Here is a 23,375-nt window from a genome sequence, read left to right as displayed (position 1 = left end):
TTTGTTTCCCTTACAGATGTTTACTTTGTCGGATAAGGTAAACGCGACCGGATAGAAGATTAATCAATTCAAAGCGGCAATGAGAGTAATATTATTTTTTACTGGAGGTTTAATATGAGTGATAAATTAATCATCGGGGGAAGAAAAATAGAAAGTAGGCTTTTTATAGGTACGGGGAAATTTTCTTCCAACAAGCTCATTCCTGAGATAATCAAAGTTTCAGGAGCGCAGGTTGTTACTGTTGCTTTAAGAAGGATCGATTTTGATTCAGAAGAGGAAAATATGCTGAATTATATTCCGGAGGGTTGCATCATCATGCCGAATACATCTGGTGCCCGCAATGCTGAGGAAGCTGTCAGAATTGCCAGGTTGGCACAAGCTGCGGGATGTGGCAACTGGATCAAAATTGAGGTTATTTCTGATAACAAATACCTTCTGCCGGATAACATGGAAACAATAAAGGCAACAGAAATACTCGCCAGGGCAGGATTTGTGGTGTTGCCATACATGTGCCCGGACCTGATGGCGGCAAGAAGGCTCAGGGATGCAGGAGCAGCAGCCGTAATGCCTCTTGGGGCTCCTATAGGCACAAATAAGGGGCTTAAAACAAGGGAACTTGTCAAGATACTGGTCAATGAAATTGATCTTCCTGTTATTGTGGATGCAGGCCTTGGTAAACCGTCAGATGCAGCTGAAGCAATGGAAATAGGGGCTGCTGCAGTGCTGGTGAATACAGCTATTGCTACTGCAGGAGATCCGGTTATGATGGCTGAAGCCTTCAGCCTTGCAGTTAAAGCAGGCAGGGCAGCTTATATTTCCGGTACAGGCGCAGTAAAGGAATATGCTGAAGCATCATCACCTTTAACAGGCTTTTTGTGCTACTAAGAATAAGGATAAGGAAAGTTACAAAAAGGGTAAAGGAAAGAAGGTCTGTAAATGAGCTTTTATGAAAAGTATCTTGAATACAGGGTTTTTAATTTTTCAAAATTCCTTGCAAGCATAAAGGACGAAGACGTTTTAAGAATTATTAATAAAAAAATACTTAATGAAATTGATTATCTGGCGCTGCTTTCTGATACGGCAGGAAAGTATTTGGAGGAAATGGCAAGAAAATCGCAGCAGCTTACCATTCAGCATTTTGGTAATGTGATATTCATGTTTACTCCTCTTTATCTGTCAAATTTCTGCACCAACCAATGCGTTTACTGTGGATTTAATTATAACAACAAAATAGCCCGCAAGAAGTTAAGTATGAAGGAAGTGGAAAAAGAAGCCAGAGCAATTTCATCTACAGGCCACAGGCATATTTTAATTTTAACAGGTGAGTCAAGAGAGCACAGCCCTGTATCGTATATTAAACAATGTGTTGAAATTTTAAAGAAATATTTTACTTCAATTTCAATAGAAGTATATCCTCTCGAACTACACGAATACAAAGAACTGGTTGACGCCGGAGTTGACGGTTTTACAATGTTCCAGGAGGTATATAACGAAGATACATATAAAGTGCTGCATCCTAAAGGCCCAAAACATAATTACAGATACAGGCTTGATGCCCCCGAACGTGCCTGCATGGCATCAATGAGGAGTGTTGGAATCGGTGCGCTGTTGGGATTGGAAAATGTGACAAGTGAAGCTTTTTTTACAGGTCTGCATGCTCATTACTTGCAGGACAAGTACCCGGATACTGAAATAAGCGTGTCCCTGCCTCGTATAAGGCCATGTGTAGGTCATTTCAAGCCCAGGTTTGAAGTCAGCGACAGAAAACTTGTTCAAATTATGCTTGCTCTGAGACTCTATATGCCCAGAGTTGGAATTACCATATCAACAAGAGAGCGACCTGAGCTTCGCGACAACCTGGTGGGGCTTGGGGTAACAAAGATGTCAGCGGGGTCGTCTACGGAAGTAGGAGGATATGTGCTTGAACAAAAGACGAAAGGGCAGTTTGACATATCTGACGGCAGGAGCGTACAGGAAATAAAAGATATGCTTTACAAGAAAGGATATCAGCCTGTATTTAAAGACTGGCAGGCTATCTAATGGAAATAAGCTGTTGCTGCAGGCATACTTTCACTTGGCAACAACTATGCCATTAACGCTTTAACTACAATGTAAATCAATTTTTATAGATTGGAGATTGGCTATGGACAGATTTGATATATTGCCTTCGGACCTGAATAAAAGACAGAGTGATTTTTCCAGGAGTGGAAAACCGATAAGAGGCCTCTATTGCCTGACTTCTGAAGAACATTCAAGAGGCAGGAGCAATATTGAGGTAGTAAAAGCCATTATAAACGCAGGAGTAAAAATAATTCAATACAGGGAAAAAGAGAAAAAAATGCTGGAAAAGTACAATGAATGTGTGCAAATACGGGAACTTACAAAAAGAGCTGGAGTTACATTCATAGTTGACGATGACGTTGACCTGGCCATGCTTGTAAAAGCTGACGGCATACATTTAGGTCAGGATGATCTGCCGGTGGAAAAAGTAAGGGAACTGGTAGGCAGTGAGATGATAATAGGCCTTTCAACCCATTCCCCCGAGCAGGCTCAGGATGCCGTCAGAAGAGGCGCCGATTATATTGGAGTAGGACCTATTTATAGGACATACACAAAAAAGGACGTTTGTGAACCTGTTGGGCTGGAATATCTGGATTACGTGGTGAAAAGCATTAACATACCCTTTGTTGCCATTGGGGGAATAAAAGAAAGCAATATGGATGAAGTCATTTCAAGAGGTGCAAAATGCGTTGCCATGGTTACGGAAATAGTCGGAGCCGAAAACATTGAACAAAAAATTTTAAATATCAGGCACAAGCTGGGGGAGAGTGTGTAAATGAAATATACAACACAAATAGATGTTGCAAGAAAAGAAATTTTAACAAAAGAAATGGAATTTGTAAATCTGAACTGGGTTTATAAAAGCAAGTTTGAGCTAAGTTTATAAGAAAGGAGAGAAAGGTGACAGATGAAAGTAAGGATAAACGGAAGGGAAGAAATCATTGACGAGGAAATGACAATTTTATCTTTGCTGAATTCCAAGGGGATCAATCCTTCCATGGTTGTTGTTGAGTATAATTATGAAATTCCTGATAAGGAAAAATGGGACAGTATTTTGATTAACGGCGGTGATAATATTGAGATTATTAAATTCATAGGAGGTGGCTGAGACTTAAGATGATTGATGAAAGTGATTTACTCAGGTATTCAAGGCAGATATTATTGAAAGACGTTGGATATGAAGGACAGGAAAAGTTGCTAAATTCCAGAGTACTTGTAGCAGGTACAGGAGGATTGGGATCGCCTGTTTTGTATTATCTTGCTGCTGCCGGAGTCGGGACATTGGGTATTGTTGACTTTGATGTGGTAAACATGTCAAATTTACACAGGCAAATACTCCATTTTACCGATGACGTGGGCAAAAATAAGGTTGACTCTGCAGAAGAGAAGCTGAAAAAATTAAATCTGGGCATTAATGTTATAAAACACGCGGTGAGGCTGAATGAAAACAACATAGAAAATATAGTCGGACAGTATGACGTTGTAATAGCTGCCGTAGATAATTTTTCAACCAGGTACCTGATAAGCGACTGCTGTTATCTTATGAATAAACCACTTGTTGAAGGAGCGGTGCTGGGGTTTGAAGGCATACTTATGACAATAATACCGAACAAGTCTCCATGCTACAGGTGTTTGTACCCTATACCCCCTGAGCCCGGAAAGGTGCCCACGTGTAACGACGTGGGCATAATAGGAATGGTTGCAGGAACAATAGGTTCGCTGCAGGCACTTGAGGCGATCAAAGTCATACTTGGCATTGGCAAGACGCTTTCGGGTAGGATACTGACTTTTGATGGCCTGAACCTTAATTTCAGAACGATTGACTGGAAAAGAAAAAGTAATTGCCCCTTGTGCGGGAAAAATCAGGTTAAAAAATAAAAGAGGGAAAAGCCAAAGCAAATCCAAGCTGTATCAGTGTACATGATTAAGTACGCTTTGTAAAAGGAAAGGCATAGAAATTGTAGAAGCCGAATGCTGTAGGGATCATATACACATGTTGGTGAGAATTCCACCAAGTATAAGTGTGTCGAGTTTTATGGGATAAAAAGGAAAAAGGTCATTGATGATATTTGATAGATATGCAAACCTAAAATATAAATATGGGAACCGACATTTCTGGTTTAGAAGTTACTATGTTTATAAGTAGGAAAATGCAAAGAAAATAGAAGAGTATATAAAGAATCAATTACAAGAAGATTAAACATATAATCAAATATCATTGAGAGAATATATTGACCCGTTTACGGATGAGCCAGTAAACAAAGGAAAAAAATAAAAGCCATTTATAGCTAATTGTTATCGGTTACCTACTGAGTTGGCAAATTGGGTTATGTCATTAATAGGGTACGCTAATCCATAATTGTAGTATTTAAGGCACCCTACTGATGAATTATGTAGAGTGCCTTTTCAGGTACAACCTTATTCTTTCACAACTACTGTCAAGCGAGATATAAAACCAAGGTAAAACTGTCCTCACAAAAGTGTAAGTTTTTTTGTCATCATATAGGTCAGTGAAGGATTTTAATTCTTATAAGATTGATGACAGTACATGGGCCTTGGATACAATGCCCATTAACTTGTTCTCCTCATCCACTACAGCTATAGGGAATGGGGTTGTGGCAGCCATCTCCATAATATACGTCAATAGGGTATCTGGAGATGTGGTATTGATGTCCTTAATCAGAATATCCTCAATTGTCAAGCCCTTTTCCTTTCCCTTTAAAGCAGCGTCAATGGTAACTACTCCCTTTAACCTCATCTTAGCATCTACCACATAGGCACTGGAGACATCATTAGCCCTCATGGTTTTTATGGCATGATTCAGGCTATCTCTAGTCCTGACTATACTATTTGGAGTAACCATAACATTTTTTACGTGTATAACCTGGGTCTTATCAGCACTATCAATAAACTGCTTTACGTAATCATCGGCTGGGTGTTCGCTCATCTCTTCGGGAGTGGCTACTTGTATGACCTCACCGTCCCTCATGATGGCAACCCTATCTCCTAATTTAAAGGCTTCATTGATATCATGGGTTATAAATATAATAGTCTTACCCAACTTCCTTTGAATACTCAAGAGCTCAAACTGCATATCCTTCCTAACCAAGGGGTCCAGGGCAGAAAAAGGCTCATCCATAAGTAGGATTTCCGGGTCAGTGGCTAGGGCCCTAGCAATACCCACCCTCTGCTTCATACCACCTGACAGGCTGGTTATGGGCTTGTAGTCATATCCATCAAGACCAACCATATTTATCATTTCTTTGGCCTTGGCATGACGTTCTTCCTTAGACATTCCTTTAATCTCTAGACCATATTCTACATTGCCCAGGACATCCCTATGGGACATAAGACCAAACTGCTGGAAGACCATAGAAATCTTATTCCTTCGATACTCCCTTAGTTTTGTCCTGTTATACTTGCCTATATCCTGTCCCTCAAAGAGAACCTGTCCAGAACTGGGCTTATTTAACATATTCAAACACCTAATCAGGGTGGATTTACCAGAGCCAGATAGGCCGATAATAACAAAGATTTCACCCCTCTTAACATCCAGGTTGACATCCCAAAGGGCTACCGTTACCCCGGTTTTCTTATGGATGGTAGCCTGGTATATTCCCTTCTTTTTCATTTCACGGGCCTGTTTTTTATCAGTACCAAAGAGCATAGATAGGTTTCTGACACTTAATATATAGTCATTATTATTATTGTTGTTATTATCATTGTTGTTATTATCATTATTGTTATTATCATTATTGTTATTATTATTTACCATCATTTTTCACCTCACTACGCTTAACCATTCCCTGGGTAATTCTATCCAAAATAATTGCCAATACAACAACGGCTGAACCATAAATTAAACCTCTTCCGATCTCAACACGGTTTACAGCAATGAGAACCTCCATTCCAAGTCCAGATGCCCCAATCATAGATGTGGTAACTACCATGGACATGGCCATCATGAGGGTTTGGTTTACCCCTTCCATTATAGTCGGAAGTGCCTGTGGAATTTGAACCTTAATCAAGGATTGCATCTTAGTAGAGCCAAAGGCTAAGGCTGCCTCCACAACCTCCTTATCTATTTGCCTAATTCCATGATTGGTTAAACGGATCATAGGTACAACTGCATATACCGTGGTAGCGATGACAGCCGGTGGTTTTCCAAGACCAAAGAACATCATAGCTGGTATTAGGTATACAAATACCGGCATGGTCTGCATAGTATCAAGAATAGGACGAACAAGCCTATCCAATCTATCGCTTGTTGATAGCCAGATTCCTATAGGGAATCCTAGGATTAAGGATACTATTACAGAAGCTATAATTATGGATAGGGTTTCATTCATCAGGTTCCAAAGTCCTAAAGTACCTAAGATGAATAGCAAGAAGCCATAAAGGAGTCCTTTCCTTATTCCAGAGATTCTCCAGGTAACTATTACAACCAAAAGGATCATGATGGACCAAGGTATATAGTCTAAGACCGCATTAATTATATTAACTAGATTACCTAAGCCCTTAGTTATTACTGTAAAGAAACTATCGAATTTAATACTTAATCCCTTGACTGTATTATCAATTGCAGTCAGGTCTAATTCAATTTCAACTGGGAATCTGTGTAGCCAATTGGTTTGAATTTCAAGAGCAGCATCACTACTTAAGTAGTCCTTCATCTTTTCTGCATCTGCTGGCTCTAGCCATTCATCTAGTAACTCAGTATGCTCACTTAAGAACCACCTTGCAGTCTCTACATAATCTGCCCCTGTTTCCTGCATGTAAGCCAGGGCTTCAGAGGTCAAGGCACTTGATGTTTGATAATTACTTAAAAAGGAAACAACTTCTTCATGACCTTCTTCCACAAAGGCATTGCTTACACCAATTGTTACATTGACAGGTGGGATTTCTGTTTCTCCTGCCAAGTAGGTGTCTGGGTTGAAGGGCTTGTCTTCTAGAAGAATCATATCATACATACCAAGTAACCAAGTTGGCTCCCAATAGTAGGCAGCAATGGGCTCTCCCTTCTCATAGGCTGATGTGATAGCTGAAGCTAAGGCAGAGTCAGAGCCTGGTCTAAAGTAGATAAAGTTTTCATCTAAGCCATAATGGAGATATTTATTGTAGAGAATTTGGTCTACTTCCCAACCTGGAATTCCTCCATATATACGTCCCATGCCGGGATTTTCATCATCTGGGAAGACGTCTGGATAGTCTTTCAAATCCCAGATATATTTTAAATCTGGTGCCATTGGCTCAATGCCTTTTTCTGCATCCCCCTCGATTACATATCTAGGGACATAGATCCCCTGATAGTTATCATCGAAGTTGGTGCTAAGTTCCTTAAACCTATCATTTGCCTTATCGTCTTCATAGCTAGCTATGTTGGCAGACCAGATTTCCATATGGATATCAATTTCACCTGATAAGAGACCCTGATGTGTAACAGGAGTACTTCCCGTTACTTCGGTCCAGGAATACCCATATAGTTCTTCTATAATAGTACCAGCAACAGCATTGTGGAACCTGATACTATCCCAGCCAGCATCGGCAAATGATATTACTCTGTCTTTTGTAGTATCCTCTGATGAACATCCTACAAGTGTCAATGATATCATTACTATTAAGAAAAAAATACTTATTGATTTTCTCAATTTTAACTCCTCCAATAATTCGTACCTTTACAAATGGAATGAATCAACTATAAAATTAAATCAAGTTAAGGAGACACATTAAATACTAAATAAAAGCAAAAAACTATGGAGCACCATAGTTTTTTAAAATAAGAATAACATGACTCCCTTTACAACGCGGTAAGAATTCAGCGACTTAATTCATACATTTGATTAATTTTTTAACAGTATGAGTATAGCACACTGAAAAATTTAATGCAAATGAGGCATCGATGGGCTTGCTGCTATAGTCAAACAGAAATTTAACATGGATCCCTTTTCTCCAAGTCTTTTTATGTTTTGTGGAAGAAGCAGTAACCGTATGAAGGCTCTCTTTTGGGAAGGGGATAGATTTGTCCTTCTGTACAAGTGATTAGAAAATGGGAAATATAAATGGCCCCGAACTCCAGAGCAAGTAAGACTTCTTACGGAATAGGAATTAATTAATAAAACAATCTAATTTATACAGTAATTGTAAGGTTGACAAGTTTCAGAACGGCTGTTAATATTATACAAAAATATTTTTACAAAAAAAGTGAGGTAATTTAATGCATTGGTCAGAAGTAATAGCAGATAAAATTATCAAGAATAATCCAGCAAAAGATGAATATATTTGTGCTGCTTGTTCAAGAATGTATTGAGGGATGTATTAGTTTTCCTAATCGTTTGGTAAAAACAATTCGTCCTCAAAAAATTACTATTCGAGCCCTGAATGAATATGGCAAAGAAATTTTTGTGACTGGTGAAGATGAAATGGCTAAGTGTTTTTGCCATGAATTAGAACACTTAGACGGAGAAATATTTTTAGATAGAGCGATTGAGGAAATAGGGTTAGAGGTATAGCAAGAGGTACTGCCGCCCTGTCTTGGCTTTAATACACATTAAAATACTCTTGACATTAATTTGGAGGTAAGATTAAATGAAAATAAAATTTGATCCCAACAATCCTATTATAAAACTCTGTATGACTGGGATGGGGTTGGAGGAAGGTGGAAACAGTGATGAAGCACTTGCGATGTTTCAAAAAGCATGGGAAGAAACAAGAGATGACTATGAAAGATTTATCGCATCCTATCATTTGGGACGTATTCAAAAGAGTACTATAGACAAGCTAAAGTGGATGGAGACATCTCTACACTGTGCCCTAAAGATAAACGATGAAAATGTTAAAAGTGCATACCCAACTTTATATTTAAACATTGCCAAATGTTATGAGGAGTTGGGTGATTTTGAGAATGCAAAAATAAATTATGAATTGTCAAATGCAACAAAGGGGGCACCTACTGATGATGGTCCATTTTACCATGGGACAAAAGCAGATTTAAAAATTGATGATTTACTGACAGCGGGAGGAAACTCAAATTACAAACCCGAACTTAAAATGAACCATATTTATTTCACTGCTAATATAAATAGTGCAGGGCTTGCTGCAACATTAGCAAAGGGAGAAGGAAGAGAACGTATTTATATAGTAGAACCAACAGGTGAATTTGAAAACGATCCAAATGTTACTGACAAAAAATTCCCTGGTAACTTAACGCGTTCTTATCGTTCGAAAAAACCTTTAAGAATTATTGGTGAAGTAACGGATTGGACGAAATTGACACCTAAGGAGCGACGAGAATGGAGTGATAAATTAGCCAAAAACAAAGGTGAAATCATTAACTGAACAAATAGTGTAATTATCAAATGACATTCATTCTGTCTTCTTGAGCCATATGAAGTGTGTAGTGTGATAGAGAAAGAATAGACCAATAGAGCTGGGAAAATATTGCATAAAGCTGTATTTGAATATAAAATTAATGAGGCATTAGAATTGATTAATAATAGAAATGCCGTATCAGAAAATTTTGGAGTAATAAACGAATATGATATTTGTGAATTAGAAAAGTTGTGAAGGTTATTTTGAAATTGAGAAAATATATGGTGTGCGAATGTTTTTTGCTTTGCAAAGAAACGAACTGAAAATAGAATCTGATTGGATTTCAAAGATGTATAAGCTTGAATGTGCAGTAGAGGAAACACCTGAATTTAGAAATATTGCATATTTTCATCATGTTATTCTTAAGCATAAGTGGTAATGTTTCTACATACAGATGCAATAAAAATGGCTCACAGACATCGATTCCATCAATTTGACCCATGTGGAGACGGTAGTATTGATGTGTGCGTCCAGCTAAGCTGGCAAATGCTAGCAGGTGAAAGTCCTGCAGTGGTAAAGGTAGGGCAGCCACTTAGTCAGTAACCAACGTATGGATTAATCTATGCGTTGAAGCGTTACGGAATGTTCCGAAAGGAGCAGGCAAACTGGCGGGTTGTAACATAAAGTGAATACTGCCGCACCGTTATTGACATTCCCGAAAGGAACAACAGGGAGTCGAGCTGCGACATCAACAGCGAAGACAGCAGACGGTATGAAGAACCCTAAATGCAATACCTAAGAACCCTGCGGTGTAGGGGTAGCGACACGTCAGGAAAGCATTTGTCGGAACTGGAGAGAGCCTACTTTGCACAGGAAACTGTAAAGCGGTGTAAGCCTGTCAGACGAAGTTATATTCCAAAACCGGATGGTAGAAAAAGAGCATTGGGGATACCTACAATTAAGGTTGGATAAGGCGGTATACAATAAAATGACAGAGTTTTTTACATTTCTGGTTGAAAACAAGATTTATAGTGAACATTATGGCACTGAATTGTATTAAAAACTGTTCTACGCTATCAAGCCTAGGAAAATAGGATATTTAAAAATAATTGTAAATAATAGAGTTTATTACATTGGGCTTTTCTTTAAGTTATTTTTCTGATGGTGACAATGGTAAAATGAATAAATAATAGTATAAAAGATTCCCATTCTTTCGGGGGCGGTTCAGAATATCGATTGATGGGAACCTTTTTATAAATTCTGAGCATAAGGCCAACTAAATCTATTTCAGCAGAGCCAAAACACGTTCAGGCATTTGATTGGCCTGGCTAAACAAGGAATGAAGCGTCTGTTGTAATATTTGTTGTTTTGAGTATTCCACTATTTCTTTTACCATATCAGTGTCTCTTATCTTAGATTCAGCTGATTGTGTGTTTTCAGACATATTATCTACATTATATCTAGCATGTTCTAATCTATTTTGATAAGCACCAAATATTGATCTTTGCTCTGACACTATAGATAGAGCATTTGCTATCTGGGATATAGCACTTTCCGATGCTTCTTTCGTAAGAGAGTTCGTACTGCTTATTCCTAAACTATGGAGATTTAAAGATTTATAGATAAGCTTTATGGCCTGATTTTCATTTGCTCCATTTTGAATATTTAGTTCTATAATACTTTGATAAACTGGTGAATCGATTATAACTCCATCCTGCTCGTATACTGTTGCATAATAATATGTATGTGATGGAGTATTCGTAGATTGGTTACCTGCATCTATGTCTAGGCCACGTATTTTACTTAATTTATCCTTTATTTTTTCTATGGTATCATCCGGTGATACCCTTATTAGCATTGTCATACTACCGATATGAGTATGATAAGACCCATCATTTAATTTGTATGGAGAATCAGCGATCAAATCAAAGGTGACTCGAACATAACCGCCTGCATCACCTGTATCATTTAAAAGATCTAGTCCGGGATTTTCTAAAGAATTGATTACCGAATCTAAGCTTCCATCGCTAGGAGTAGGGCTAAAATATTTAGTATAATCATATCCATTTGAATCTTAATACCACCAGTTTTTATGAGGATCTTTCCAATAACTAAAGTATATGGTACTAGTTGAGGTTGCTTTGACTGTACCAATATTAGGCATCTGAAACTCAAAGACCCATTTGTCAGCAGAAGATGTTACAGTTGGATCTATTATTAGATTATTCTCATTTATAATATTGCCAGTGGAACCCTCAATAAACAAATCATCATAGGTATCCATATTTTTTTCAGATGCTAATAAAGCACTATATGTAATACTGGAAGTAAATGAAATGCCAGGGATACTGGTTCCATCATCAGTATATACCGTTGTTCCCACATTATTATTTAGAGAACAATATACATAAGTTCTATTTATTGAGGCTATTACATCGTCTAGTGTTGCTGCTTCTATAACATTATATTGTTAGTGCAATAGTTTTATCCATCATTTTGATTACCGCAGCATATATTCCATTCCTTGCATCGGGAGCAGGGGATTATTGGGGTGCGCATATGATGTCGCTTGCCGGTCGGAGTATACAGCTTTATAACATCACCTTCGGGCAGTACGTTCTCATACTCGCGGGAATGACACTTGCACTAAGTGTCGGTACAGCTTGTTTCGCATTTACACTTGCAAGATTTAGTGTGAATATTATGATGATGCTAATTAAGGCTGTCCCGGTTGGTATTGCAGTTGCGGGAATTTCCGTAATTTCAATCAACATGGCATTTATGGATAATAACATTATTTTCAGTACTATCTTCCAAGGTAGAATTGATGCTCCAGAGGTTATGGTATGTGGTTTCGTTGCTGTTGTCGGATTAATTGTGGCGGAAATTATATCCATACGGGAGAAGTATGTTGATGTAGCTTAAGGGACAGTATATGCATGCAATTAATATATAGATATTATTTTATAAATGTATTATAATGTAAGCAAGAATGTAAATATATAGAAAGGAATGGATTATTGTGTTATTACGAAGACTTATTTCAACTAAAAATATTGAATTATATGAATTATAATTTTATGAATATAACCTGATATCGGTAGATAACGGCTATCATTTTGCCGTTACTACAGGATGGCGTAGTTCTGTCCTTGGAGGTTATTATAGCAGTAGTGCTATTTATGAATTAACTTCAGAGGGAGCAAATGAATGTTTTTTGAAATGGTTTTGTAAATTGAAAGAACCAGGAAATTCCAGTATAAAAATTGATTATTACGAAGAAGCTGTGGCTGGTGGTGAAGTGGTTATGAGTGATGTCTTATATTGGAATGGAAAAGAATATTCAACACATAAATAAAAAGGGATGCTTGAATGAAAAAGCAAATTCTAATTTTACTGTGAAACACTATATATCTTTTTTCCTAAGCATAGCTGAGAGTGTATAAAATGCCGATAAGTTTAAGGTTTTCGGCGTATAGGTTTTATAACCTTACGCCGGTATCAATTTAGGCTATAGGTATTGAATCAGCTTGTTATCAAATAAGAGACTCGACTATATAGTGCACAGATTGTCGGATGGGTAAGAGGATCCTTTGATAATATTGATGATGAAAGGAGGTTGTTTGATGGATTCGTTAACTAGTATGAATAATGCAATGGCATACATTGAGGAGCACTTAACGGATGATATTGATTATAGTGAAGTATCAAAAATTGCTTACTGCTCAGAGTATCATTTTAAAAGGATGTTTTCTTTCTTATCAGGAATTGGTTTGTCAGAATATATTCGAAGAAGGAGACTAACGATGGCTGCCCTTGATTTGAAAGGTACAAATTTGAGAATAATTGATGTTGCTGTCAAATATGGTTATGATTCAGCTGATTCATTCTCCCGTGCCTTTTATTCTATGCATGGTATTCTACCTTCTGAAGCAAGAAGTGAGAACACACAGTTAAAAGCTTATCCTAGAATGACCTTTCAATTATCAATTAAAGGAGGAAGCGAAATGAACTATCGTATTGTTGAGAAAGGACCTTTTAAGTTAGTAGGATTTAAGAAGAGAGTTCCAATTATTTTTGAAGGTGTCAATTCAGAGATTGCAAAAATGACCGAACTTTTAACACCGGAGGTTATTAAACAATTAAAAGCAATTTCAAATGTAGAACCAACAGGTATTATTAGTGCTTCCGCTAATTTTTCAGAAGGTAGAATGGACGAGAAAGGAGAATTAGATCATTACATTGGGGTAGCAACATCAAGTAATGAAACTGGAGATTTTGATGTATTAAAAATTGATGCTAGTACCTGGGCTGTATTTGAATCGATTGGACCATTTCCAGAAACACTTCAAAATGTGTGGGGAAGAATATACTCAGAATGGTTTCCCTCTTCAGGGTATGAGGCAGCCCCAGGTCCTGAAATTTTGTGGAACGAGAGTCCAGACACTGGAAATCCAAAGTATCGAAGCGAAATCTGGATTCCAGTAAAGAAAAAAGACTATTAATTACAGCAATGTTTATGATTGAGGGTGCTTCCTAGTTAAGTACCCTTTTCATATACAATACGGGCAAAGGTGTATATTGCAATTCGAGCCACGTGGAGACTTCGTGTTGATGTCACGTAAAGACAACTAATCGGGAATTAGGTAGGACTCATCCCATGTGGAAACAGTTACAATGAATACATAGATATTATTTTATAAATGTATTATAATGTAAGCAAGGGTGTAAATATATAGAAAGGAATGGATTATTGTGTTATTGCGAAGACTTATTTCAACTAAAAATATTGAATTATATGAATTAAAGAATTCTAATTACTTATATGGACCTGTTAAATATTATATGCTACTAATAGATTATAGAAGAGAAAGTAGATTTGAAGATTTTCCACATTTACGGGGAATGGATAAAAACGATTTTTTACCTAGAGAAAATTATATACAAGCTATAATTATTTATAACGATTATATATCAGATTCTGATAAAGAATTGACATATGAATCAGTGCCTCCAACTTATCAAGAGCCTTGCATAATTTAGCTTCTTTAGTTTTCTTGTGCGTTCAACTCTTTGAAGAGTTCTATCAACTCAGTTGATACTTCATTTGGAAGTTAGCAGCCAACAATTCATCTTGTGAATACACATGTTCCGGCGCAATATTATCCGTCGCTTCCGACTTGTCAGCTTCATCTGATATTATCTCAGACTCGACATTTTCAATATTGTCATCCTTCTTTACTGTACTCTTTGAACTACAACTACAAAAGAGAAAGGCAGTCCCCAAAATAATAGACCCGTATATTATTGAGATACGTTTTTTTATATTCATTCAGGTTTCTCCTTCTTTTTAATGCCCAATCCTATTTCATAAAATTATAAAATAAATAGGCGTGGCATTAACCTGTCCTACTGTGTGCATATATTTCCTTTTCACTTTATTATTTCCCAACAATAAAATATCGGCCTGATAGAATAGGAATTTTCCCAAATCACAGCATTATCAAATTCCCGTATATCTTCAGGACTTATTTCATCTATATGAAGGGTTTTCTTTTTTATTATCGGTCTTTCATCATATTCATCGTAACCGTAGTCCAACCATACGTGCCACACTTCTATAGTATCTGTGCGACTAAGCACATCTGAGATGTACTTTAGAATCAGTTTTGCTCTACCTTCTGTATAGTAAGCACAATCAAGGCGAAGGCCATACTTTTTATCCGTATAATCATATACTTCACAGAACTTCCACAGATAGAAATTATCATCGGCATCACCGTCATCAATCGTTCCTTCATCGATATTTATCTTTAACGGATATTTTTTCGACGGTCTTACCTCATTCATAATGCAATTTGCTGCTATAAACGTGCATACGCTCATATCAAATCCTCCTTTAAAGTGATGCAATTCTACCCATAATCCGCCGTCCCAATCGGTATCAAACCTATGATGTTTTTATAAAATGAAACCATTTTTTCTATGTCATCAACCAAAAGAATTACATCTACATTAGCATTCATACCATTCATTTTTTACCTGTCTTTAATTCTTTCATTTTACTATAAACAAGATAACATATATATTATCAACTTAAATATATGCATCTCGTGCTATTTTCCGCCCTAGATTAGAACAGTGGGGTTGCTAATTACATTATATACCAATTAGCTTTCTAAATGCAAAATATTTCTACACACCTTCTAAGCTTCTTTATAAAAATCATCTTTGCAAATCATAACCACCGGCTAAGCCGGTGGTTATGATTCTGCTAAAAAGTTATACTATATGGCGGAAGGCATACTCTATTGAACTGAATAAGAAGTTCATGATCATGCAATATAAAGTAAACTTGTAGTGAAATACAATATTTGGTATCATATTAGTTAATATGATATCTATATAGTTATTAAAGATGGATGTAGTACACAGTTTTATGTAATTGATAAGCAAGTAATGGGGTATTAAAGAAATGCAATTGGCATAAGAGAAATGAGGATTGATAATATGGGTAAAATTGATAGACTATACGCGATAACCATATATTTGTTAAATGTCGGTAAAGCCACAGCTGCCGAATTATCACGAAAATTCGAAGTGTCAGTCCGCACAGTTCAACGTGACATAGACTCATTATGCCAAGCCGGAATACCCATAGTCGCTGAAACTGGAGCAAACGGTGGTTATTACATTGCTAAGAACTTTCGCATGGATGCACATATGGCGACAAATGAGGATTACACCTTTATTATTACTGCCCTAAAGGGACTTTCTTCAGCAATGAATAGCTCAAAAATTGATGCAACTCTAGAAAAAATTACTTCATTAACTGAAACTTCCGATAGTGGAATTATCCTTGATTTTTCAGCATTAAATGAGGGTGATAGTCAGCTCATGCAAATATTCCAGGATGCTATACGGAAAAAGCGCCCTGTCAGCTTTGAATATACAAATTCTGACAACATAACAAGATTACATACCGTTGAACCTATAGCTGTCGTATATCGGTGGTACGCATGGTACTTACTTGCTTATTCTATTGTGAAGAATGATTACAGAATCTACAAACTTATTCGGATGAGAAATGCCAAAATAGTTGATGCTGTTTTTACAAAGGAGCATAAAAACGCAGAAATTATATTGCGAGACAAGGACAAACAGATGCCTCAGAAGCTTACTGAAATAACAGTTCGCTGCAAATCTGAGGCGCGATCTAAAGCTATTGAATATTTAAATGGGAAAATAATATGTGAATATGATAATGGCGATTGTGACATGACATTAAATGTTATCGAAAATGAACACTTCTGGTTTGGAACACTGTTATCCCTGGGGGATTGCATTGAGATTATAACACCGGAGCATATCAGGCACCGTATACTTGAAGCGTCGAAAAAAATAGTTAAGCTGTATCAAAAACTATGACATACTGTTGTCGTAATTCTTTCGTTATAATGGAGGCATAAAATAACGGAGGTGCCTTATGACCATACAAGAAATTAAAGAAAGTTACGGAATTTGCGGCTTGGTTTGCTCACTTTGCAGCTATAACACAAACTGTTCAGGCTGCAAGTGCAAAAATGAAAATTGTGAGATTAAAGCATGTTGCACTGAAAAAGGATTGAATTACTGCTTTGAGTGTGACGAATATCCTTGCCCTAAAGACATGCACAAAGGCATGCGGTTGAAAGCTTTCAATACAGTTGCTAAGACAGAAGGACTAGATAAACTAGCCGAATATCTCTACACAAACTATAACTGTGGGATTACATATCACAGAGCAGACAAACTCACTGGCGATTACGATAGGTGCAAGACCATGGAAGAGGTTATTGACCTTCTTAAAAATGGCAAGCCTAACCCATATGATAGCTGTCCAATTTACGAAAGTAAATGCTTTATACTGCGACTGGTGTCGCTAAACGATGCCTCTAATCTGCTTTTATGTTACAGCAATCCTGAAGCACAAGCAATTTTCAATTCAGACAATTGTACAAGTGACTTTTGCTATTCAACCCTTGATGAAATGAAAAGGTGTATTGAAGGTTGGCTTGATGCATACAATAAGAAAGATTTTGTTCGATTTAGTATAATAGATAAGCAAAATGATAAAGCTGTTGGCACGGTTGAGATTTTCGGAAGTGATAAAAATCATGGTTATAGCGTACTTCGTATAGACATACATCCACAATACGAAAAGGAAGAGTATCTTGGTGAGCTACTCTGTATAGCAGACAGTTTCTTTCATGACTTTGGTTGTAATAGAATTGTTACGAAGGCTGTTACAAAGGCAACTGAGCGTATATTAGCATTGGTAAATCACGGCTACGCCAGTTATCCCGTTAACGCTGAATGGAGCCGTGAGAATTACTACATAAAAGACGTTCCTGCTGTAAGTGCCCAAACCAGGAATCTCCTCAATGATAAAGCAGGTAATACACTCAAATATGGAGAATAAACTAAATAATATTTAATATTCCATTTTGAACACTATAGATAAATAAGGATTTTACTAATAAAGTAATAGACAGCCATGGATATATATCCATGGCTGTCTATTATCTGAAAACATGTAAAAGCTAGAGAACCGCCGTATACCGAACCGTAGTACTCTGGTGTGAGAGGTCAGTAGCTGAAATAATCAGCTACCCCCTACTGGATTTATAACAAAAAATTTCTTATATGTATTAAAAATCAAATATTAAAATTTTAATTTTATGAAGCGTCCATATTCCTTAAGAGCATTTTTCCATGCTTCTTTAAGCAATGATTGCAGAATATCATCGGGATTTTCATCCATAAATGTTATATCAGGATTAATACCAGCTACAATAGTATTATCAGTTGTGTCCAGGAAGAAATCGATTTTAATGCTAATTGTTTCATCATAAATTTTTCTCTGGCTGCCAGTATTAAGAAGTATTTGAATATTTACATTAAAAACAGCATAACCACCCTTGGATAAATCAAATTCTGCTAATGTTCCGATAAACTTTGCTTCCAGATTTCCTAGATTATAAGGCAATTCTTCAATAATCGGTTTATCAATAAAATCCGCTATATATTGGTTAATTACATCCTTAAATAGTTCTTCATTAATAACTTTATAGGAAGCAGGTGCCGTACCGGACCAAAAAGTACCAGATAATTTTTTATTTACTAGCTTTTCAGCCAAATTATCTAAAAAATCAGGACAATTGTTAATATCAACTCTTGTAAATCTTACATCCTTAAGACCATATACCTTAAAATCATTGCTTGCCACTAAGTTCGCTTTTGCCGTAATATCGGCATGAGTTGTGATTTTTATTTTTGTTATTAGTAAATCTATTTTTTTCGTAAAATGAACATAGAAATCTAAAGTAAGCTCTCCGGTCTTTGTATTAAAATCAAGTCTATCGACTCTAAAGCCATCCACATATTTAGATTCATTTTTTAAAGATTGCAATAACTTTGATTCCATTTTTTTGACTTCACTTAACAAAAATGAATTAAAAACGTTTCTGTCAATTTTCTTAAGTACGCTTTCATCTTCATAGGTTATCATGCTATATGAACTGGAAGCCATTGTTACAGGTGCACCGAATGAAAGTAATAAACATAACACCAATAGCAAACTTATAAAACTCCTCTTCTTAAAATACTTCATAACTAACTCCACCTTTCATAATATTTTTTGTATTTTCCATTATATTACAAATTATGGAAATGTCAACGCCGAATTTGTGATAATTTAGTACTATCTTAATTGCACAACTATTATCATTGAGTATCGTATACTTTTTAGGTATAAATAAATTATAATAAGCTATGTATATCAAATGAAGCATGATATAATGCAGAACTTATTGTATCACATACAATAAAACCACCTGTTATATTTTTATGTTTAAAATGAATTACAACATAACAAATAGTGTATAAACATGACAAATATTGCGAAATAAATATAATTGGTATATAATGGCTCCATAAATACAAGGAGGTATCTATATGGGATGGGAAAGTGATAAGGACAATGATGTAATTGAAAATAGATCTGTAGAAGACGATAATACTGGTAGCAAAGATTAGCTGATCTCTAATTCTCTTTTTTCATCATTAGGATAACCAAGGGAAAATCAATATTTGCTACCGGATTTTCCTCCAACATATCTTTGAAACGTAGAAGCATAGATGTCATATAAACCAGTGAATGAGGAAAAGTCTGTAAATGCTGGTTTTCTATAATATTTGGCTCTATGTCAGGTTTTGGGGTGTGCTTCTATTGAATTAAGCTCAATTACTAATTGTGGTTATCATAAAAACATAAAAATACAACATCAAATATTCATTTGTTTGAAATAACAACTTAACTGGGAGTGAAATTTATGAATTATTTAATAATCAGGAAGGAAACACCTGCTGATTATAAATCGGTAGAACTTCTTACAATGAGGGCATTTTGGAATATTCATGGCCCCGGATGCAATGAACATCTTATTGTCAGCAAGCTCAGGCAGTCGCAGGATTACTTACCGGAAATCAGCCGTGTTGCTGAATTAAACGGAAAAGTAGTAGGGGCAATTTATTATTCAAAAGCTAAAGTCGTTGATGATAAAACAGAGCATGAAGTAATTACATTTGGGCCATTGGCAGTAGAGCCAACTTTGCAGAACTCCGGTATTGGAAAAGCTTTACTTGAATATACCATTAAATTAGCTAAAGAGGCCGGTTATTCGGGAATTATAATTACCGGGGAACCTACATATTATCCTAAATGGGGTTTTTTAACATGTGATAAGTTTGGAATTACCGATGCTGAAGGCAAAAATTATGATGCATTGATGTGCTTGCCGCTTAATGAGAAATTGTTCGCTTCAGTTCATGGCAAATTTATAGAAAGTCCGGTATTTAAAGAATGTGACGATATTGAAGAAATAGAGCACATTGGGGTAGAGTTTCCTGCCTATCGCAAGGTAAAAATCCAAGATGGCTTTTTGATGCTTTTAGATAAGCGGTTAGGAGTCATTGAAGCTGTTGACGGAGACAATTATTATGTCAAGTTCTGGGAATTGATAATTCCGGCAAAGTTAAGTAAAGACTTTAAAAAAGTTTCTGACATGCCAAAAGTGGGAGATGATGTTCTCTTTCTTTGGAAAAAGGACGACAAATCCGAGATAATTTCCGTATGTAAAAATATGTTGGAAGAGTAAAGATACACTTGTTTATCTTTTATTTAAATCAAACATTTAATAATCACTAACTTTGTAGAAAGTGAGAGAAAAAATTATTAATAATTATATCTACGCTACATTAGTTAGAAAAGTAATTGTAACATACAATTTGAATAGCATGAAAGAAGAAAAAACGTAATAGAAGATATTATATTCTAATCCATTGGAAAGAGTATATAAAAATCACAGTTGGAGATGCAAAGACCCTTTAAAAAGCGTATTTTCTTAAGACTATAGTGATAAGAAATAATCAAATTGGAATTTGTTGAGGAGAAAATTATGAAAAAAGAACTTTCGGAGATGACATTGGAAGAGTTGTGGGAGCTGTTTCCAATATTTCTAGTTCAACACGATGAAAAGTGGTCCCAGTATTATATGGAGATAGAGGATTTGCTGCAGAAGGCGTTAGTAGACTATCCTATCGATAGAATCAGTCATATAGGAAGCACTGCTATAAAGGGAATATGGGCGAAAGATATTGTTGATGTGCTGATTGAAATACCTAAGTACATTGGCATTGAAGAAGTAGCTCAAGTGATAGAAGCAAATGGATTTATTAGAATGTCTACAGAGGATAAAAGGGTTTCATTCAATAAAGGGTATACAAATGATGGGTTTGCTGATAAAGTCTATCACATTCATCTCAGATACACAGGAGACAATGATGAACTGTTTTTCAGAGATTATTTGAATGAGCATCCCAATATTGCTAAGGAATATGAAAACTTAAAACTTGTATTATGGAAGAAATACGAGCATAACAGAGATGCTTATACAGATGCAAAAACGGATTTCATTTGTAGATGGACATCTGAGGCACGCAAGATATATGGGGATAGATACTGATAACTTCGAGTATGTAGAGTATGTAGATATGTTTAGTCGAAGCCGCTGGCGATTATGCTAATTAAATATTTATCGGAAGAAGGGTTATTATGATAAACCATCAGGAACTACCCAATATAATGTACTTTGGTGCAGCTAAACAATTCCATAAACTAAAAGGAAGAGTATTTTTTGAGATAGTGATGTAAGGTTAGCGTAAAATTTTTGTAGGAAAATTAAATATAAAATAAGAGAACACCAATCTTTGTGTTAGAATTTAATCATCACAATAAACCAAAACACAAAGGAGATGTTCTCTTATGATTAAAAGTATACAACAATTTTTAGATTTTGGCACAAAAAGTTTAGAAAAAACAATTGAAAGTTTTTTACAAAACCCAAAGGATTTTGCTTCATTTGTCTATGGAGTTCAGGAAGAAGTGATTAAGCTAGGTTTAGACACTATACAAGAAACTCTTGAGAATTGTGATGAAATGCTCAGAAAGAGTGGAAAAAGAAAGCAAAACTGGCACATTATAAAGAAAGATAAGAAAACACTTATTACATCACTTGGAACAATCAGCTTTGAAAAGACCTTATTTAAAAATAAAACAACAGGAGAAAGGACATATCTTCTAGATCGCATTCTTGGATTTAAAGAGCATCAAAGGTTAACAGAGGATGCCGAGGCAAAGATGCTAGAGGAAGCAGTAGAGACCTCCTATCGCAAAGCTGGGCAGGCAACCAGTATAAGTGATACTGTTAGTAAGCAGACTGTTAAAAACGAAATACATAACCTTGAATTTCAACACGAGTATAAGGATTTACCAAAGAAGAAAAAGGTGGATTATTTATACATAGATGCAGATGAAGATCATATATCCTTGCAGTATAATGAGGAGAAGGGCGACCTTATAAAGAATAAAAACAATAGGAAGAATAACTGTTTACTAAGTAAGATTGTCTATGTGTATGAGGGAATAGAAAAAGAGAGTCCTAGAAGTAAACGAAACAAGTTAATAAATCCCCATTACTTCTGCGGTAACTATCCCGGGGAAGAAAATAATGTTTTATGGGATAGGGTTTATGATTATATATGCTGTAACTATGATGTAGACAACATAAAGAAAATATACCTGAACGGTGATGGTGGTGCTTGGATTAAGGCAGGAAAAAGTCGATTAGCCAGAATTACTTATGTTATGGATGGATTTCATTTAAATAAATATATGATACGAGCAACATCCCACTTATTAGATTCTGCAGAGGACGCACGTTGTGAAATACGACATGCAATAAAGGTAGGCACTAAAAAGGACTTTGAAGAAGTAATGGAAAAAATACTAAGAGTTACAGAAGGAGATACAGTTATAGAACGTGTCAATGAAAGTAAGAAATTGATATTAAATAATTGGTCCGCGGTTAAAGTACGTCTAAAAAAAGAAGAAGGTATAATAGGTTGTAGTGCAGAAGGTCATGTAAGCCATATATTAGCTTCCAGAATGAGCTCTAGACCAATGGGATGGTGTAGAATAGGCGCAGATAAAATGGCGCATTTACGTGCTTACTACTATAATGGTGGAGATATGTTGGAATTAGTGAGAAAACAAAAACAAGAGCTACCCAAGGCTGCTGGAGCGGAAGAAAATGATATAATAAGTAGTACAGAAATGTTAAGTGCCGAGAGAAATAAACATTATGAGCTTGGAAAATATACAGAAAGTATAAGCCATAGCTTAAGTGCTAGTGCTAAGAAATATGCATGGTTTAATCCTCATATATGGGGATTGTAAAAAAGAGAAATAAAAGGTATAGTAAAGATGTTAATTCTATAAACACATCTTTGGTGAACTCCACCTTTATATTTCCTACAGTAAAGTTACGCAATCTGCTAGGTGCAGATGTTGGATTTTGACGAATTTTATGGTATAATAGTTATCATATTTGTGTTAAAAAATACAA

General features: G+C 36.0%; 26 protein-coding genes and 4 pseudogenes. 23 read left to right on the top strand and 7 right to left on the bottom strand.

All coding sequences use genetic code 11. The features are described from left to right. Positions 1-114: 114 nt before the first annotated feature. The 6 genes and pseudogenes from SD1D_RS07105 to tnpA form a co-directional block, all read left to right on the top strand. Positions 115-885, top strand: a complete 771-nt coding sequence (locus tag SD1D_RS07105) for a thiazole synthase (protein WP_058258289.1) — start codon at positions 115-117, stop codon at positions 883-885. 51 nt (positions 886-936) lie between these two features. Then, entirely contained in the window at positions 937-2,040 is a 1,104-nt protein-coding gene (gene thiH, locus SD1D_RS07100; protein WP_058258288.1) for a 2-iminoacetate synthase ThiH, read from the top strand. 103 nt (positions 2,041-2,143) lie between these two features. Further along, positions 2,144-2,836, top strand: a complete 693-nt coding sequence (thiE, locus tag SD1D_RS07095; protein WP_087758843.1) for a thiamine phosphate synthase — start codon at positions 2,144-2,146, stop codon at positions 2,834-2,836. A gap of 132 nt (positions 2,837-2,968) precedes the next feature. Further along, the gene (gene thiS, locus SD1D_RS07090) at positions 2,969-3,169 is read left to right on the top strand and encodes a sulfur carrier protein ThiS (RefSeq protein WP_058258287.1); all 201 of its coding nucleotides are present in this window, start codon (positions 2,969-2,971) and stop codon (positions 3,167-3,169) included. An 8-nt stretch (positions 3,170-3,177) separates the two neighbouring features. Beyond that, entirely contained in the window at positions 3,178-3,939 is a 762-nt protein-coding gene (locus SD1D_RS07085; protein ID WP_058258286.1) for a HesA/MoeB/ThiF family protein, read from the top strand. A gap of 46 nt (positions 3,940-3,985) precedes the next feature. Further along, positions 3,986-4,336, top strand: a pseudogene (gene tnpA / locus SD1D_RS07080) (IS200/IS605 family transposase); the annotation flags it as partial. Positions 4,337-4,588: 252 nt separating this feature from the next. Here tnpA and SD1D_RS07075 read toward each other — a convergent pair. Together SD1D_RS07075 and SD1D_RS07070 are read right to left on the bottom strand one after the other, a co-directional pair. Beyond that, positions 4,589-5,839, bottom strand: a complete 1,251-nt coding sequence (locus tag SD1D_RS07075) for a quaternary amine ABC transporter ATP-binding protein (RefSeq protein ID WP_242955198.1) — start codon at positions 5,837-5,839, stop codon at positions 4,589-4,591. Continuing rightward, positions 5,826-7,709 carry a glycine betaine ABC transporter substrate-binding protein gene (locus SD1D_RS07070; protein ID WP_058258285.1) on the bottom strand — a complete coding sequence of 628 codons (1,884 nt, stop codon included), beginning with the start codon at positions 7,707-7,709 and terminating at the stop codon, positions 5,826-5,828. Before SD1D_RS07070 ends, SD1D_RS07075 begins: the two co-directional genes overlap by 14 nt. A 247-nt stretch (positions 7,710-7,956) precedes the next feature. On the opposite strand from SD1D_RS07070, the gene tnpB reads away from it, so the two are divergent. The 8 genes and pseudogenes from tnpB (at position 7,957) to SD1D_RS12540 (ending at position 10,341) form a co-directional block, all read left to right on the top strand. Continuing rightward, a complete protein-coding gene (gene tnpB, locus SD1D_RS12825; protein WP_408606750.1) occupies positions 7,957-8,100 on the top strand; it encodes an IS66 family insertion sequence element accessory protein TnpB in 144 nt (47 codons plus the stop codon). A 254-nt stretch (positions 8,101-8,354) separates the two neighbouring features. After that, positions 8,355-8,570, top strand: a pseudogene (locus SD1D_RS07060) (peptide deformylase); the annotation flags it as partial. A gap of 76 nt (positions 8,571-8,646) precedes the next feature. Continuing rightward, a pseudogene (locus tag SD1D_RS12820) lies at positions 8,647-8,976 on the top strand (tetratricopeptide repeat protein); the annotation flags it as partial. Further along, the gene (arr, locus tag SD1D_RS12695) at positions 8,971-9,396 is read left to right on the top strand and encodes an NAD(+)--rifampin ADP-ribosyltransferase (RefSeq protein WP_330398660.1); all 426 of its coding nucleotides are present in this window, start codon (positions 8,971-8,973) and stop codon (positions 9,394-9,396) included. The pseudogene SD1D_RS12820 and the gene arr, both read left to right, overlap by 6 nt. A gap of 102 nt (positions 9,397-9,498) precedes the next feature. Further along, positions 9,499-9,624 (top strand): hypothetical protein, encoded by a 126-nt coding sequence (locus tag SD1D_RS12545; protein WP_278319639.1) that lies wholly within the window; start codon positions 9,499-9,501, stop codon positions 9,622-9,624. 37 nt (positions 9,625-9,661) lie between these two features. Then, on the top strand, positions 9,662-9,808 hold the full coding sequence (locus SD1D_RS12175) for a hypothetical protein (protein ID WP_157893107.1): 147 nt from the start codon (positions 9,662-9,664) through the stop codon (positions 9,806-9,808). Continuing rightward, the gene (locus tag SD1D_RS12170) at positions 9,808-9,972 is read left to right on the top strand and encodes a hypothetical protein (protein ID WP_157893106.1); all 165 of its coding nucleotides are present in this window, start codon (positions 9,808-9,810) and stop codon (positions 9,970-9,972) included. The genes SD1D_RS12175 and SD1D_RS12170 overlap by 1 nt, the downstream gene beginning before the upstream one ends. Before the next feature lie 237 nt (positions 9,973-10,209). Then, positions 10,210-10,341: a hypothetical protein gene (locus SD1D_RS12540; protein ID WP_278319638.1), complete on the top strand. Its 132-nt coding sequence runs from the start codon at positions 10,210-10,212 to the stop codon at positions 10,339-10,341. Positions 10,342-10,651: 310 nt separating this feature from the next. On the opposite strand, the gene SD1D_RS07050 is transcribed toward SD1D_RS12540, so the two are convergent. Both SD1D_RS07050 and SD1D_RS07045 read right to left on the bottom strand, forming a co-directional pair. Further along, on the bottom strand, positions 10,652-11,227 hold the full coding sequence (locus SD1D_RS07050) for a flagellin (RefSeq protein ID WP_058258283.1): 576 nt from the start codon (positions 11,225-11,227) through the stop codon (positions 10,652-10,654). A 216-nt stretch (positions 11,228-11,443) separates the two neighbouring features. Beyond that, positions 11,444-11,752: a hypothetical protein gene (locus SD1D_RS07045; protein WP_058258282.1), complete on the bottom strand. Its 309-nt coding sequence runs from the start codon at positions 11,750-11,752 to the stop codon at positions 11,444-11,446. A 176-nt stretch (positions 11,753-11,928) separates the two neighbouring features. Between SD1D_RS07045 and SD1D_RS07040 the strand changes: the two genes are divergently transcribed. The 3 genes from SD1D_RS07040 to SD1D_RS07030 all read left to right on the top strand — a co-directional run bounded on the left by SD1D_RS07040 (position 11,929) and on the right by SD1D_RS07030 (position 14,412). Continuing rightward, positions 11,929-12,294 carry a hypothetical protein gene (locus tag SD1D_RS07040; RefSeq protein WP_058258281.1) on the top strand — a complete coding sequence of 122 codons (366 nt, stop codon included), beginning with the start codon at positions 11,929-11,931 and terminating at the stop codon, positions 12,292-12,294. Between the two features lie 701 nt (positions 12,295-12,995). Continuing rightward, on the top strand, positions 12,996-13,874 hold the full coding sequence (locus tag SD1D_RS07035) for an AraC family transcriptional regulator (protein ID WP_058258280.1): 879 nt from the start codon (positions 12,996-12,998) through the stop codon (positions 13,872-13,874). Between the two features lie 250 nt (positions 13,875-14,124). Further along, positions 14,125-14,412, top strand: coding sequence for a hypothetical protein (locus tag SD1D_RS07030; protein ID WP_058258279.1), 288 nt, complete (start codon positions 14,125-14,127; stop codon positions 14,410-14,412). A 43-nt stretch (positions 14,413-14,455) separates the two neighbouring features. Here SD1D_RS07030 and SD1D_RS07025 read toward each other — a convergent pair whose 3' ends face one another. Both SD1D_RS07025 and SD1D_RS07020 read right to left on the bottom strand, forming a co-directional pair. Continuing rightward, positions 14,456-14,701 (bottom strand): hypothetical protein, encoded by a 246-nt coding sequence (locus SD1D_RS07025; RefSeq protein ID WP_058258278.1) that lies wholly within the window; start codon positions 14,699-14,701, stop codon positions 14,456-14,458. Between the two features lie 101 nt (positions 14,702-14,802). Then, entirely contained in the window at positions 14,803-15,255 is a 453-nt protein-coding gene (locus SD1D_RS07020) for a hypothetical protein (RefSeq protein ID WP_058258277.1), read from the bottom strand. Positions 15,256-15,864: 609 nt separating this feature from the next. Between SD1D_RS07020 and SD1D_RS12750 the strand changes: the two are divergent. The 3 genes and pseudogenes from SD1D_RS12750 to SD1D_RS07010 form a co-directional block, all read left to right on the top strand. Continuing rightward, a pseudogene (locus SD1D_RS12750) lies at positions 15,865-16,047 on the top strand (helix-turn-helix transcriptional regulator); the annotation flags it as partial. A gap of 45 nt (positions 16,048-16,092) precedes the next feature. Continuing rightward, positions 16,093-16,797 (top strand): helix-turn-helix transcriptional regulator, encoded by a 705-nt coding sequence (locus SD1D_RS07015; protein WP_242955275.1) that lies wholly within the window; start codon positions 16,093-16,095, stop codon positions 16,795-16,797. Between the two features lie 259 nt (positions 16,798-17,056). After that, positions 17,057-17,830, top strand: a complete 774-nt coding sequence (locus SD1D_RS07010) for a GNAT family N-acetyltransferase (protein WP_207651610.1) — start codon at positions 17,057-17,059, stop codon at positions 17,828-17,830. A gap of 243 nt (positions 17,831-18,073) precedes the next feature. Here SD1D_RS07010 and SD1D_RS07005 read toward each other — a convergent pair whose 3' ends face one another. After that, positions 18,074-19,021: a hypothetical protein gene (locus tag SD1D_RS07005; RefSeq protein ID WP_058258274.1), complete on the bottom strand. Its 948-nt coding sequence runs from the start codon at positions 19,019-19,021 to the stop codon at positions 18,074-18,076. A 721-nt stretch (positions 19,022-19,742) separates the two neighbouring features. Here SD1D_RS07005 and SD1D_RS07000 point away from each other — a divergent pair. The 3 genes from SD1D_RS07000 to SD1D_RS06990 all read left to right on the top strand — a co-directional run bounded on the left by SD1D_RS07000 (position 19,743) and on the right by SD1D_RS06990 (position 23,206). Next, a complete protein-coding gene (locus tag SD1D_RS07000; protein WP_087758841.1) occupies positions 19,743-20,567 on the top strand; it encodes a GNAT family N-acetyltransferase in 825 nt (274 codons plus the stop codon). 300 nt (positions 20,568-20,867) lie between these two features. After that, positions 20,868-21,434 (top strand): GrpB family protein, encoded by a 567-nt coding sequence (locus SD1D_RS06995; protein ID WP_058258273.1) that lies wholly within the window; start codon positions 20,868-20,870, stop codon positions 21,432-21,434. A 299-nt stretch (positions 21,435-21,733) separates the two neighbouring features. Next, positions 21,734-23,206, top strand: a complete 1,473-nt coding sequence (locus tag SD1D_RS06990) for an ISLre2 family transposase (RefSeq protein WP_058258272.1) — start codon at positions 21,734-21,736, stop codon at positions 23,204-23,206. Positions 23,207-23,375 lie beyond the last annotated feature (169 nt).

It is taken from the genome of Herbinix luporum (assembly GCF_900070325.1).
Taxonomy (GTDB): Bacteria; Bacillota; Clostridia; order Lachnospirales; family Lachnospiraceae; genus Mobilitalea; species Mobilitalea luporum.
This window is presented reverse-complemented; position numbering and strand designations above follow the sequence as displayed.